The organism is Gordonia sp. DT219, from assembly GCF_049847065.1.
Taxonomy (GTDB): domain Bacteria; phylum Actinomycetota; class Actinomycetes; order Mycobacteriales; family Mycobacteriaceae; genus Gordonia.
In genome coordinates this window covers 31201-47354 of the sequence record NZ_JBNCNR010000017.1, presented here as the reverse complement: position 1 = coordinate 47354, position 16154 = coordinate 31201, and the positions used below count along the sequence as shown (strand labels likewise).

Annotated in this window: 1 protein-coding gene; it reads left to right on the top strand. The window is 72.1% G+C overall.

Going from position 1 to position 16154, the window contains the following annotated elements; translation table 11 throughout:
- Positions 1 to 2: 2 nt before the first annotated feature.
- Entirely contained in the window at positions 3 to 16091 is a 16089-nt protein-coding gene (locus tag ACPXB3_RS17385) for an amino acid adenylation domain-containing protein (protein ID WP_425728719.1), read from the top strand.
- Positions 16092 to 16154 lie beyond the last annotated feature (63 nt).

The following is a 16154-nucleotide window of genomic DNA, read 5'->3' as shown; positions in this document are numbered from 1 at the left end:
CCATGGCCGACGACGCGATCACCGGGCACACCCCCACCGGCACAAGACGATTCCGCCTCGACGCGGCCCAACGTGCGCTGTGGACGACCGCCGAGACGCTGCCACAACTGCCGCTCAACATCGCCCAGTACGTCGAACTCCACGGCCCCATCGACGTCGAGGCGTTCCTGCGGCACACCACCGACGCCGTCCGCCGCGGACAGTTCATGCAAGTCCGCTACGAGCAGACCCCCGACGGCCCCGTCGGAATGTACGACCCGAGCCTGCACGCCAACCCCGAATACCTCGACCTGCGTGGCGAATCCGACCCGCGCGCCGCCGCCGACGCCTTCATGCGCGCCGACCACAGCCGCCCCGTCGACCCGGCCACCGACCGCGTCATGTTCGGATGGCTGCTGCACCTCGGCGAGGACCACTACTACTTCTACAACCGCGCCCACCACCTGGTGGTCGACGGCATCTCCGGCAAAGACGCCATCCGCGCGTTGCTCGACGCCTACACCGCAGGCATTGCCGGCGAGCCGATCGCCGATCCCGGCCCCGTCGACTTCGACGCACCCGCCCGCGCCGACGCCGACTACCGCGCCTCGTCGCGTTACGCCACCGATCGCGCGTACTGGCGAGAGATGCTCGCGGACATGCTAAGTTCGGCGTCCCTTTCGCACCGCCCAGGGCCGCCTGCGCCGTTGAGTCATGTCGTCTCTGCCACCATTCCGTCCGCCACGATGGCCGCCCTCGAGCGTGCCGCCACCGCCCATCACAGCGCCGTGCCCGCCGTCATCGCGACTGCGCTCGCCGCCTATCTGTGCCGTGCCACCGGCCGCGACGACCCGATCCTCAACCTGCCCGTCGCCGCGCGCACCACCGCGGTTCTCCGACGCACCCCGCTGCCGGTGTCCAACGTGGTGCCGCTGCGCACCGGGGTCCGGGCCGCGGCGAGCGTCGCCGACGCGCTGCGCGACACCGGTACTGCGCTGATGGGCGCGCTGCGGCACCAGCGGTACCGCTACGAGGACATCCGCGCCGATCTCAGTGGCGATCTCGGCAACGACGCCGCCGGGTTGCGCAATCCGCTAGGCCACCGCGGCCTGCCCGGACCGATGCTCAACCTGATGCTCTTCGACCGCGAATTCCGTTGCGGCGACGCCACGGCCACCTTCCACGTGCTGTCCACCTCACCCGTCGACGACCTCTCGGTGAACGTGTATCCCGCGGCCGGCGCTTCGGGGCTGGTCCTCGACATCGAGGCCAACCCGAACCGCTACGCCGCCGCCGAGTTGGCCGAACATCACCGGCAGCTCCTGGCGATGCTCGCGATCGTGGCGCTCGCGGCGGTCGACGCGCCGGACCTGCCGATCGACGATCTGCCGCTGCACAACGACGATCCGGTGCTGCGTGGCGGGTCCGGGGTGCCGGCGCGCACCCTGCCGGAGATCCTCGCGTCCGCCGTCGTCGGACATCCCGACGCCGTCGCGCTCGACGTTCCCGGCACCGGGGAGGCGTTGACGTATCGGCAGCTCGATGCGCATGCGGTCGCCCTCGCCGGGCGGCTGTTCGCGGCCGGCGCCCGGACCGGGCGGACCGTCGCCATCGAGATACCCCGTGGCCGTGACCAACTCGTCGCCTGGTGGGCCGTGGCCTATACCGGCGCCACCATCCTGCTGCTCGACCCCGCGCAGCCACCCGCCCGCCGTGCTCGCATCCTCGAGACCGCCGCACCCATCATGGTGCTCACCGCGCTCGACGACCTCCCCGCCGTCCGCGCCCCGCGCCCGCACCCGGCCACCCGCCTCGACGACGCCGCCTACCTGGTGTTCACCTCCGGCACCACCGGCGACCCCAAACCCATCGCGGTCGGAAACCGCGGCCTCGCGTCGGTGATCTCCGCGCAACGCCCACTGTTCGGTGACGACGCGACGGCGCCGCCGCGCATCGCGGCCCTCGCGTCCGCCATGTTCGACGCCGCACACTTCGAGATCCTCACCGCCGCGGCCACCGGCGCAACGCTCGTGCCGTGCCGCACCGACGCCCCGCTCGGGCCGCAGCTCACCGCGGGGTCCGTGAGCCACGTGGTCGCCACCCCGTCGGTGCTCGCGACCATCCCCGATGCAAGCCTGCCGCGCGTCGTCGTCTCCGTCGGCGAGGCGTTGCCGACCGCACTGGCGGTGACGCTCTCGGCCGGGCATCGCGTCGTGAACCTGTATGGCCCTGCCGAATTCACCATCTGGGCCACCGAGTTCGGCGTCGACGGCGAGCCCGGCGCCGACGCGAGTGTGCCCATCGGTACGCCGATCGCCGACGCGGAGGCGTTCGTGCTGGATCACCGGCTGCGACCGGTACCGTCCGGCGTGATCGGTGAGCTCTACCTCGCCGGACCGCAGGTGGCGCTCGGCTACCCGGGGCGCACCGCGCTGACCGCCGAACGCTTTGTCGCGTGCCCGTGGCAGCCCGGGCAGCGCATGTACCGCACCGGCGACCTCGTCCGCATCCACCCCGGGACCGGGGCACTGCACTTCCACGGCCGCGCCGACGATCAGCTCTCCGTGCATGGTGTGCGTATCGAGCCGGGCGAGATCGAGCATGCCGCTGCGGGATTCGACGGCGTCACCGCTGCTGCCGTGGTGCCCGGTGAGCACGGGCTCGACCTCGCGGTGGTGGTGGCCGCCGACGCCGACCGGGCGCGCACTCCCGGCGACCTGCGCCGTCACCTCGCCGCCGCACTGCCGCCGGTCATGTGGCCGCGGCGCATCGCCGTCGTCGCTGGGCTGCCGGTGTCGGCGGGCGGCAAACTCGACCGGGCCGCTGTTGCCGCGCTGATCGAGGGGGCGGCACTTGACGCGGCTGCTGACGTCGCCCCGCAGGGCGCGGGGGAGCAGGCGGTGGCCGACGCGGTGGCCGAGGTCCTCGGCATCGAGCGGCCGTCGATGGCTGCCGACCTCATCTCACTCGGCGGGTCGTCGCTGCAAGCGGTGGCGGTGCGTGACCGGCTCGGGGCTGCCGGGGTCGGGGTGGGGGAGATCCTCGGCGCCCGCGATCTGCGGGCGGTGGCGCGGTTGGTCGCCGACGCGTCTGCCGTGCCGGACGTTGTCGGTGCGGAGCCGTTGCCGGCGCGGGCGCCCGCCGGCGCGGCGCAGCGGGCGATGGTGCTGGCGCAGAAGTTGATGCCGCACAGCACCGTCGACACGGTCCGGTTCACCGTCCGGCTGCCCGGCGTCGGTAAGTCGGTGGCGCGCACCGTGATCGGTGGCCTGATCGACCGGCACGAGATCCTGCGTACCGTACTCTTTGAGGAGCGCGGGGAGGTGTGGGCGGAGATCCTTGCGGTGGACGACGCCCTGGACGAGGTTCTCGTCGACGGGGCTGTTGAGGTGCCTTCGCTGATCGGGTCGATTCCGTTGCGGGTCGCGATCACCGAGGACGACGGGGCGAGCGTGGTCACGGTGGCCGCCCATCACGTCCTCGTCGACGACCGGTCCCTGGAGATCACGCGGGCCGACGCACTTTTCGCGGTGGCGGCGCGGGCGTCCGGTCGGGCACCGGACTGGGATTCGACACCGACGGGCTACCTTTCGGCCACACGCACCGCGGCCGCGCGGCTCGGCGACCCCGGCGATCCCGACTCGCCGGCCGCCGCACACCTGCGGTTCTGGACGGCGACACTCGCCGACCTGCCCGTCCGCGACCGCCTTTCCGTCAACCGGCCGCGCCGGGATCGCGTGGTCGGGCCGGCACCGGCCGGGGTGTGCGAGACCGAGATCCCCGATGCCGAACCGCTGTTGAGCCGGGCCGCCGTCGCGCGGGTGACCACCGTCGAATGGCTGCACGCCGCGGTGGTGCTGACCCTGCGCGCGTGGACCGGCGCCGACGACACCGTCGTGGTGATCCCCGCGTTGGGCCGCAGCGCCGAATCCGCCGATGTGGTCGGCATGTTCGTCAACCCGATCGCGGTGCGGGTGGGCGCCCCGGCCGATGCGACCATCGGGGCGGTGGTCGAGGCGACGGCGGAAGCGATCCGCCGCGGCGCCGACCACGCCGAACTGCCGTTCGGTGAGGTGGTGCGTGCCACCGACATCTCGCGCGACCTGTTCGGCTGGCCGCTCTCCGATGTGGTGTTCACGCACCGGGATTCGCTCGATACCGCCGGTCTCGCGGTCGAGGTGGCCCCGCCGGAGCAGGCGCTGGTGCCGGTGAAGATCGACACCGAACTCGCCGGGGGCTCGTTGCGGGTGCGACTCACCTACCGGACCGACTGGTTCGGCCCCGAACGCGCCGGCGAACTTCTCGACGCGCTTACCTCGGTGCTGCACGCGATGGCCTACTCCGACCTTGATTCGGAGCAGCCTGTGCTGGAACGGCTTTCGCCGGTGTGTGAGTCGTCGGTGCCTGCGGCGTCGCTCGTGCCTCGGCCCGCCGCGGATGCGTCGTCCACCCATCTGGTGCTCGACGTGGTCGGCGGTGTGCTGGGAACCGCGGTGGCCGTGGATGATCGGCTCCTCGACCGCGGGATGACGTCGCTGTCGGTGATGCAGATCGCCGCGGAACTGGGGGAGCGGGCCGGCGCCGCCCTCGAGGTGCGTGACGTCGCCGCCGCCGAGATCGTCGGCGACCTGTGCGCCTTCGTCGACCGCGCGGTACCCGTCGAACCGGCGGCCGACGACGCCCCGGCGTTCACCCCGCAGCAGGAAGAGATCTGGGTCCTGCAGCGCATGCAGCCCGACACCACCGTCTACCACCTGCCGGTGCAGGTGACCCTGGCCCCGGGCATCGGCGCCGCCGTGGTGCGCGCCGCCCTCGTCGACGTCGCCCTGCGTCACCCCGCGCTGCGCACCCTCATCGACCCCGTCGACGGCCGGCCCATCCCGCGCGTCCTCGGCGTGGACGAAGCTGCTAAGCTGCTGCGCATCGGCGTCCGGCCATTCGACGACTCAGCCGCCTCGGAGCCCTTCGACCTCGCCCACGAACTGCCGTGGCGCGCAATCATCGACGACGCCTCGCCCGTCGGGCTGCTGATCACCGCACACCACGTCCTCGTCGACGCGTGGTCGATGCGCATCCTCGTCGACGAGTTCGGGGCCGCCCTCGAAGCGCGGGCGACCGGCGCCGCTCGGGCTTTCGCGTCGGCGGAACCGCCGCGCCGCCGCCTGCCTGCGGGGGACGACGTGACGCGGGCCGAACGGTACTGGGCGCAGCGTCTCGGCGGTGCGGCCGAACATCTGGCCCTGCCCGAACCGGCACATCCCGCCTCGGGCGCCACCGCCGGCAATGCGCGGTACGTCGAACGGGCCATCCCCGCAGACGTTCTCGCCGCCGCGACCCGGTTGGCCGCCGACGCGGGCACCACCGTGCACAGCGTGCTGCGCGTGGCGCTCGACGCCACCCTGGCCGCCTACACCGGCAGCGACGACGTCGTGACGGCCGCGCCGATCGCCGGGCGCGACACCACCACCGACCTGCGCGCGGTCGGCATGCTGGTGCAGACGGTGCTGCTGCGCTCGACGGGTGTGCGCGATCAGCAGGTCGGCACCGCGCTGGCCGCGGCCGCCACCGAACTCGCCGGCGCCCGAACCCACGCCCACCTCGGCTACCGCGGCATCGCCGACGCCGCCGGGGTGCGCGCCACGTCCGGCGTACCGGCCTTCCTCGACGTCATCCTCGCCTACGGCGCCGACGCCCCCGACCTCCGTGACACCGGCCTGGTGACGGCCGCGCGGCCGATCCGCGTCGGAACCGCCCGGACCGCACTCGAATTCACCGTCGACACCGTCGATGCGGACGCCGCTTCTGCTCTGCACGTGACGGCCACCATTGCGCCCCGGCGGGTGGATGCCGAGTCCGCCGAACGCCTCCTCGACACCTTTGTCGCCACCGTCACCAACCTCGCCTCGGCCACCCCGGACGCCGTGGTCGGCGAGTGCCTGCCCGCCGTCGACGCGCCGGCTTCGCTCGCCCGGCGTACCAGCCCTCGCGATCCGATCGCCGCGCTCGCTCGCCACTGCGTCGAGCGGCCCACCGCGGTTGCCGTCGTCGACGCGGACGGTGAGGTCACCTATCAGGCGCTCGCGCAACAGGTTCGGAATCTCGCCGACGGGCTTGCGGCGGCGGGCGTGCGGCCGGGTGACCGGGTGGCGCTGCGATTGGGGCGCAGCAGCGGCACCGTGGTCGCGATGCTGGCCGTCCTGCACCTCGATGCCGCGTACGTCCCCATCGACCCGGCATACCCGGCCGCCCGGATCGAGACGATCCTCGCCGACACCGGACCGGTCGCCGTCATCGACGGGGACATAGACGACGGGGACATCACGGTGCGTGAGCGCGGCGAGGGCGTGCCGTGGCCGGGGGCGGCGTACGTCATCCACACCTCCGGCACCACCGGGAAACCCAAAGGGGTACAGGTCACCCGGCAGAATCTGGCGGCCATGCTCGGCGCCGCCCTCGACGCCGTCGACGCCCGGCCGGGCGCGGTGTGGAGCTGGACGCATTCCTACGCCTTCGACTTCTCGGTGTGGGAGATCTTCGGCGCCCTCGCCTCCGGTGGGACCGTGGTCGTCGTCGACCGCGCCACCGTGCTCGACCCGCAGGCACTGGTCGCCACCCTCTCCGCGCACCGCGTCGAGATCCTCAGCCAGACACCGACATCGTTCGCCCGCATCGTCGATCCGGCGCTCGTCGGCGAGTCCGGCGAGCTGTCGTCGTTGCGGTGCGTGGTGTTCGGCGGGGAGGCCCTCGATGCGCCGTCGCTGGCTGGTTGGGCTGCCGCGCATCCCGGTGTCGACCTCGTCAACATGTACGGCATCACCGAGACCACCGTGCACCTCACGCACACCCGCGTCGACGTCGACGACGGGCGCAGCCTCATCGGAGCGCCGCTCGACGGGGTGACGCTACGCGTGCTCGACGACCGGCTGCGCCCGGTGCCCGTCGGCGGACGCGGCGAACTCTATGTGGCCGGTGCCCAGGTCAGTGACGGCTACCTCGGCGAATCCGCGCTCACCGCAAACCGATTCGTCGCCGATCCGGCCGGCACCGGCGTCCGCCTCTACCGCACCGGCGACCTGGTCCGCGTGCTGGCGGAGAGCGCCGACACGTCCGGGGTGCGGCTGGCATATCTGGGACGCCGCGACGATCAGGTCCAGATCCGCGGTCACCGCATCGATCTCGGTGAGATCGCCGCCGTGCTGCGCACCCAGCCCGGCGTCACCGATGCGCGGGTGGTCGTCGACGCCGGGGCGTTGCGCGGCGACGAGCGGATCGTCGGATTCGTGCTCGCCGACAGTTCGGTCGCCGAGACGGACCTGCTCTCCGGGTGCGCGGCGGTGCTGCCGGGGTATGCGGTTCCGGCGCGGATCGGGGTGGTGGCTCAGTGGCCGATGATCGACACCGGCAAACTCGACCACACCGCGCTACTGGCCTTGCTGACCGCCGCGCCCGAGACGGAACGTCCGCTGACCGCGGCGGAGACCCCGATCGCCGAGGCCGTCGCCGACGTGGTGGGTGCGGCTCTTTCCGCGCTGCGGCCGTCGTCCAATTTCTTCATGGTGGGCGGCAATTCGCTGTCGGCGGCGCGGCTGGCCGCCCGGCTGACGGCCGACGGACGGCCGGTCGGGGTTGCCGACGTGTTCGCGCACCCCACCATCGATGCGCTGGCCCGGTTCGCCGGCTCCGCGAGCACACAGCCACGCCTGCCGGACCTTCCGGCGGCCCCGCTCTCGGCGCCGCTGCCGCCGACCCCGGAGCAGGAAGAACTCTGGTTGCGCTGGCGGGCCGCACCGGAGTTCACCGGACACCTCCTGCCGTTCGCGCTGCCCGTCGACGCGTCACGTCCTCGCCTCGTCACCGCCCTGGCGGCACTGCTCGACCGGCACGACGCACTGCGCACCAGCTTCCCGGCCGATGCGAACGGGCCGATCCGGCAACAACTCTGGACCGCTTCTGACGCACAAGCGAGCCTGCGGGAGATGCTCAACGGCCGGCCAGTCGCCGAGTCCGTCGACGCCGCGCTCGCCGCGCTGAGGACGCCGCTCGATCTCACCGTCGAACTACCCTGGCGCCTGGCGGTTCTCGACGATCCCGACGACGACGGCCGCGTGCGGCTGGTGGGGGTCATCCACCACATCGCCGTCGACGGTGAAAGTCTCGACGTACTCGCCGCGGACCTCCACGCCCTGCTGGCCGGTGCCGACCTCGATCCAGTGCCCGTCGGGTACCGCGACTACACCGTGTGGCGGGCGGAAACCCTCGAGGCACGCCGTGACGAGCTGCGCGCCTATTGGCGGTCGGTGTTCACCGAACCCGTTGAACCGCTGTTCGTTCCGGGGATGGATCTGACCGCACACGCCGACGTCGCGGCCCCGGCCGTGCGGGTCGTCCACCGATTCGATCCGCCGGTCACGCGCACCCTGCAGAGCCTGGCCGTCGAGCATCACAGCACGCTCTACGCGGCAGTACACACCGCGGTGGCCGCCGTGCTCGCCCGCGCGTCGCGGTCCCGGACGATCACGATCGGTGCGGCAACCTCGGGCCGCATCGACGGCCGATGGGCTCCGGTGGTGGGTCCATTTGCCCGCACGGTACCGATGCACGTCGACGTCGACACCGAATTGCCGTTCCCCGCACTGCTTTCGCGCATCACGGCCGCGGACCTCGGCGCCTTCGCGCACGCCGACCTGCCGCTCGCCGAGATCACCGAGATCGCCGACCCCGGCCGCATCAGCGCCGGCCGCCCCCTCGTCGACGTCGCGCTCGGTGCCCTCGACGGCCCGGTCGGGCTGGGATATCTGAACTCCGCGAACCCGGTTGCGCTGCACGGACTCGACGTCGTTATGGTGAACGCCGACGACAGTCTGCACCTCGCGATGACCTGCACCGCTGCCGTCGCCGAGGAGAAGCGGCTCGCGACGCTGCTGGCGAGCGTCGTCGGGGTGCTGGAGAGCGCTGTCGGTGGTGAGGAGGGTGCTGTCGCGGTCCAGGCGGGCCCCGTCGGTGGTGTGGAGAGCGCTGCCCGGACGGGCGCAGTCGCCGGGCTGGCGGAGCTCCTCGGTGCGGGGGTACGGCTCGCACCGGACGCGATCGCCGTACACGACCTTGCCAATGTCGTTTCCGGCCTAGGTCACTCGCTGACGTTCGCCGAGCTGGATCGGATCAGCACGCGGCTGGCGCGCCGCCTGATCGGCGAAGGAATCGGGCCGGGAGACGTGGTGGCGCTGGAGCTCCCACGGTCGGCGTGGTCGGTGATCGCACTGCATGCGGTCGCCAAGACGGGGGCGGCGTTCGTCAACGTCGACCCGGCCGATCCACCACACCGCCGAGACGAACGTATCGCCGACGCCGACGCGCGTACCGTCCTCGAGATCGACGACGTGGCCGCAGCCGTCGCGGTAGCCGGCGACCCGGCATCCTTCGACCCAGCCGAACGCATCCGCCCGCTGCACGCCGACGACGTGGCGTATCTGACCTTCACCTCCGGCACCACCGGGACACCCAAGGGCGTGGCCGTCACGCACCGCGGGCTCGGCGGCCTCGCGCGCGACGCGGCCGGCCGAATGGCATTGCGGCCCGGCGACATCACGCTGCACACCTACGACCTGGGCTTCGACGCCCACCTCATGGGGCTGCTGCCGGTGCACCACTCAGGCGCCACCCTCACGGTGTGCCCGCCGACCATAGTGGGCGGCGACGACCTCGCCCGCCTGCTCACCGAGCATCGCGTCGAGGTGCTGCTGACCACGCCGTCGGTGCTCTCGACGCTGCCGGCCGGCGACCATCCCGGTCTGCGGCACGTCGTGGTGGGCGGCGAGGCCCTCACGCCCGCGCTGGTGCGGCGCTGGGCACCGCACGTCACCCTCACCAACGAGTACGGGCCCACCGAGGCGACGGTCGCCGCGTCGGCCGTCGAGGTCACCGCCGACGCGCCGGTCGGCATCGGAACGGGGATCGCCGACACCCGCCTGCACATCCTCGACGACCGGCTGCGCCCGGTACCGGACTGGACCCTCGGCGAGTTGTATCTGACCGGGCCGGCCCTCGCGCGCGGCTATCACCGCGAGTCCGCGCTCACCGCAGCCGCTTTCGTCGCCGCGCCCTCGGGCGACGGTGGCCGCATGTACCGCACCGGCGACCTCGTGTACCGCACCGCCGACGGCACCGTCATCTTTGTCGGTCGGTGCGACGACCAGCTCAAGGTCCGCGGAATCCGGGTGGAACCCGGGGAGATCGACGCCGCGCTGGAGACCTTCGACGAGGTGCGCACCGCGGTCAGCGATGTCCGGATATCGGCGGCGGGTGAGAAGATCCTCGTCGCCTGGGTGGTGCTCACTCCCGGCGCGGAGCTCGACGTGCCACGGCTGCGCGCGGGCCTCGCGGATATCCTGCCGCGCAGCATCATTCCCGCGGCCATCGGCCGGATCGGCGCAATGCCGTTCTCCCGCAACGGGAAACTCGACCTGTCCCGCCTGCCGACACCACTGCCCGGAGCTCACGCCGGACAGGCGCCGTCCACTCCCACGGAGCGGGTGGTGGCCGCGGTGTTCTCGGAGCTCCTCGGACTTCCCGTCGAATACATCACCACCGGCTCGGACTTCTTCGCCCTCGGCGGCACCTCGCTCTCGGCGACCCGCGCGCAGAGCCGGCTCTCCGCCCAGGAGAACCGGGAAGTGCCACTGGCGCTGTTGTTCTCGGGGCGCACCGTCGGCGAGGTCGCGCGCGGCATCGACGCCCTGGATGCCGGGCGGTTGATTCCGGCGCCCCGGCGACGACCGCGCCCGGACCGACTGCCGCTGTCGTATGCGCAGCGCCGTCTGTGGATTCAGCATCGCCTCGACCCGGACTCCACCGCCTACCACGTCCCGCTCGTCTTGCGGCTCGATCCCGGCGTGGACGTCACTCGCCTGCGCGCGGCGGTGGACGCCGTCGTCGCCGCCCACGAGAGCCTGCGCACACTCTTCCCCGACACCGCCGACGGGCCCGAGCAATTCCTCGTCGCCGGGCCCGTCGTCGTCGAGCGGGTCGTTCCTGCCGGACGGCTGGGCGTCGTTGTGAGCGAATTGTTGTGCGCACCGTTCGATCTCACGCGCGATGTGCCTCTACGCGTCGAGCTGCTCAGCGTGGCGGGCGGCCCCATCCGGTACCTCGTGGCCACCATGCATCACGTCGCCGTCGACGGGTGGTCGATGCGCATCCTCGTCGACGACCTGCTGCGTGCCTATCACGGCGCCGCACTCCCGCGCGAGGGCCTCGATTACGGCGACTACACCCGCTGGCAGCACGAGCTGCTCGGCGATCCGGCCGACCCGGAGAGCCGATACACCCGCGACATCGAGTACTGGCGCGAGGTTCTCGCCGACGTCGGTGCGCCGATTCGGTTGCCCGGCACCGGGTCTGGTCCGGAAGGACAGGGCGGGCGAATCACTGCGCACGTCTCCGCCGCGGTAGCCGCCGACGTGGCGCGGGTGGCGTCGGAGTCGGCGGCGTCGGTGCTGCATGCCGCGCATCTCGCACTCGCGCTCGTCCTCGGCGGGTGGAACGGGCGCACCGACCTGGTGATCGGCACCCCCGTCCACGGACGCAGCGCGCCCGAATGGGAGTCGGTGGTCGGCATGTTCGTCAACACCCTCGCCCTGCGCACCCGCCTCGAGCCCACCGGCAGCATCGGTGCGGCACTCAAACACGTCCGCGACGTCGCGGTCACCGGCGCGGCACACGCCGAGGTGCCCTACGACGCGGTGGTGCGCGCGATCCGCCCCGACGCCCACGGCTTCGGCGACCCGCTGATCTCGGTGCTGCTGGTCAACCAGGATGTGCTGCCCGATATTCGAGGAGACGGGGCTCGAGGCGACGGGGTTCGTGGCGGTGAAAATGTCGATGGCGCGGGCATAACAGTCGACACCGAGCTGATGGATGCCACCGGGAGTGCAGCGATCGACGCGAAATTCGACATCGAGGTCGTCCTCGCCGGCACCGGACCGCACGGCAGCCTCGACGGCGGCTTCGACCTCACCGTCGTCCACTCCGTGCGGGTCGATTCGGCCAGCGCGGCGGCCATGCTCGACGACCTGCTGGTCACCTTTGCCGGGCTGGCCGCACCCGGCTCGTCGCCGCTGCCCAAGCCGCCGGCCCGTGAGTTGGCCGTGGATCAATCGTCGGGTACCGTCACGCCGCCCGCGGCGGTGGCGCCGGCCGGCTGGGAGGGGCAGGCTCTGACCCCGGTGGTGGGCGAGGTGATGGCGCGGGTCCTCGGCATCGACGCATCGGCGATCGGAGCCGACGACGAGTTCTTCGCCCTCGGCGGCACATCGCTGTCGGCGACCCAGGTGACCGCGCTGCTGGCCGAACGGATCGGACGGCCCGTCGCGACGCGTCTGCTCTTCGACCACCCCACCCCGGCCGCACTCGCCGCCGTCCTCGCGGCCGGCGAGTGGGCCGACGTTGACGGATGGGACCCCGAGAGTGCCGTCCCCGCGGGTGAATTCGAACTCGCCCCGACGCAACGCCGGATTTGGGTGAACCACCAGCTGTCCGACGCCGCGGGCGCCGGAATGTACACGGTCCCGGTGGGTGTGCCGGTGCCGGCGGGGACGAGCCGGGCGCGGGTGATCGAGGCCGTGGCCCATCTGGTCGAGCGCCATCCCGCGTTGCGCACCGGCTACCGCGACGGCGCCGACGGCCCGCGCCAGACGGTGCTGCCACTCTGGTTGCCGCCGGTCACCGAGGTGCAGATGACCGACCTCACCGCCGCCGCGATGCGCGAGATCATCGGCGCACCCTTCGATCTGGCGGCCGGCGAGCCGCCCGTGCGCGTCACCCTCATTGTCGACGCCCTGGCTCTTGGTAAACCGGCTGTTGGTAACGCGGCGCCGGTCGGCGTGCTGCTGGTGGCGCATCACATCGCTCTCGACGGCGAGTCGGCCGGCATCCTGCACCGCGAACTGACCACTCTGCTCGATGGCGGCGACCTCGGCCTGCCACCGGCCCCGTATGCGGCGGTCGCCCGATGGCTCACGAACGTCGAAGGTGCACAACGGCAACGGCAACTGGACTTCTGGGCCGGCGAACTCGACGGGTATTCGGGGCGGCTGGATCTGGCTGCCCAACGGCCCGTCGTCCGTGACCTGAGCACGTACACGCTGATGCGTCCGCTGGGCAACGCGGCGTCGGACCAGGTACGGAAAGTGGCTGCGGCGCACCGGGCTTCGGCTTTCCATGTGCTACACACCGCGCTGGTGCTGGCGTTGGGTGTGCAGGCCGGCTCCGACGACGTCGCCGTGGCCACCCCGGCGTCGCTGCGCCGGCATCCGGGGATGCGTGGCACCGTCGGCATGCTGGTGTCCACCGTCGTGCTGCGGGTGCGGCTCGGTCCGGGCGAGACCGTCTCCGCGCTGATCCGCCGGGTCCGCGACGCCGACCTCGCCGCCCTCGACAATGCGATCGTGGGCTTCGATGACCTCGTCGCACTCACCGACGTGCCACGCGAGGCCGGACGGCACCCGCTGGTGCAGGTGTCGTTCTCGATGATCGACGCCGCGCTGGCCGCGGTGACGAGTGGCATCGTCGGTCCGGAGCAGACGCCGAGCCCGCACAGCGAATTCGACCTGCAGGTGCTCGCCGTCGACGACGGCGGCCGGTACCGGCTGGGCTTCGTCTACGCACGAGACCTGTTCGCCGAGCACGAGATCGAGGCGATCGCCGACCGCGTCGAGGAGGCGGTGCATGCCGTCGTCGACGGTCCGCAGCGGCGGGTGTCGACGGTGCCGCTGCTGCTGTCGGGTGAACGCGCCTACCTCGATGATGCGGCGACGTTCTCGTCGCCGGAACAGCCGCCGCTGCTCGCGGACTTCTGGACGCGGACCGTGCAGCGGTACCCCGAGCTACTCGCCGTCGACGACGGTGCGCGGGCGCTGACCTACCGTGCCGCCGATGACTGGATCTCGGTGACGGCGCGGGCTTTACGGGCCCGCGGGCTCGGTGCGGGTGACGCGGTGGCGGTGGCGATCCCGCGGTCCGTCGAATCGCTGATCGCGTTCTGGGCGGTCACGCGCATCGGCGCGACGTGCGTGCCGATCGACGTCGGGTATCCGGAAGGCCGTATCAAGCGGGTGATCGCCGCGGCCGGCGCGACTCGCATCGGCCTCGCCGACATACCAGCTCGACCCGACGCTGCGGTGGAACCGGAAGCGGTGACCCGTGTTTCGGCCGACGCGCTGGCGTATGTGATCACCACGTCGGGGACCACCGGGGTTCCCAACGCGGTCGGGGTGAGCCATCGCGGGCTGTGGCGGCTGGCGCACAGTGCGGACACGCCGGGCACCGTACTCGACCGCGTCGCCGGCCTCAGCAGTCCCGGATTCGATGCGACGATCTTCGACCTGCTCGCGCCCGTCCTGACCGGCGGCACGCACGTCGTGGTGCCGGCGGAGCTGACCGGCGGCAGCGACCTGACGGCGTGGCTGGCCAGGCTGCGGACGACCACCTTCTTCGCGACGCCGGCGGTGCTGGCCACCCTCGACCCGCGGGCGCTGGCGTCGCTGCGCGCAGTGTTCGTCGGCGGTGAGGCGGTACCGCGTGACCTCCTCGACCGGTGGGCCGGCGCGGCCACGGTGACCTCGGTGTACGGGCCGTCCGAGACCACCGTCTTCGCCACCGCGGGGCCGCACCACCCCGGCGAGCAGGTGGGAATCGGGCATCCGCTGCCGGGAACCGGTGCGCTGGTGTTGGATTCGATGCTGCGGCCGTGCCCGCCGGGAATGCCCGGGGAGTTGTACCTGGCCGGCGACGGGCTGGCGCGGGGCTATCTCGGCAATGCGGGGCTCACCGCATCGCGCTTCGTCGCCGGGCCCGACGGACGGCGGCTGTACCGCACCGGCGACCTCGTGCGCTGGGACCCGCGCGGTACCGGGCTGCACTACCTTTCGCGCCTCGACCGGCAGGTGAAGATCCGCGGACAGCGGGTGGAGCCGGCCGAGGTCGACGCGGTGCTGCGGTCGGCGGGCGCCGGGCAGGCCGCGACGCTGTTGGTGTCGGGGCCCGCGGGCGACGTACTCGTCTCCTATGTGGTCGGCGACGTCGACGTTGCTCGGCTACGGGCGGCGTGCGCGACGATGCTGCCGCGACACGCGGTGCCGAGCCAGATCGTCGTCGTCGACGAGCTACCACTGACGGGCGCAGGTAAACTCGACGCCGCCAGGCTACCGGAGCCGACGTGGACGCAGTCACGCCGGGCACCCGTGACACCGACGGAAACCGCTGTGGTCGAGGCATTCTCGTCGGTGCTCGGCGAGGCCGTCGGCATGGACGACGACTTCTTCGCCGCCGGCGGCACCTCACTGGCGTTGCTGCGGCTGCGCGACGAGATCGTCGACCGCACTGGGCTGGGGGTGTCGGCGGCCGGGCTCTTCGCCGCCTCGACACCGGCCGGCGTCGTCGACCTCCTCACCCGTCCGTCGGATGACGGCGTGCTCGAGTTATCAGACGCTGCCGAGGGGCCGATCGTGTGGTGCGTGCACCCGGCGAGCGGCCTGGCCGCCGACTACCGGCCCCTCGCCGAGGTGTGGCCGGGTCATCGGGTGCTCGGTCTACAATTGCCCGGCCTCGAAGATGCTGCAGCGCAGGATAGTGCGCTCGACGTGCTCGTCGACGCCCACGTGGCAACGATTCGACGCCGCCAACCCGTCGGGCCGTATCGGCTGGTCGGCTGGTCGCTCGGCGGGGTGCTCGCGCAGGAGATCGCCCGACGCCTCGGCGGTGACGGTGGTGTTGATGACGTCGAGCTACTGGCGTTGCTCGACAGCTACGTTCCGGCGCACATGCCCGCCGATGCCGGGGAACTCGACGCGAGCGTCGTCGGGCACGTCGACCCGCAACTGCTCGCCGCGTACGAGCAACGCGTCGAGGCACTCGTCGCGTCGGTCCGTGCGCATCGGCCCGCGCCGGTGCGAGTGGGCAAGGCCGTGTATGTGGCCGGCGCGGGCAGCGACGGATACCGCGCGTGGGAGCCGCTGCTCGGCGACATCCGCGTCGTGACACTGCCTGCGGCGCACCACGAATTCGGAAAACCCGAGGTCATGCAAGCAATCGGGGAGCTGTTGACGCCCGAGTTGTGACCCTCCCTCACCTTTGTTGACGGCATCAGACATATTGGTAAACCAAAGTCGACGGTTCTTCCA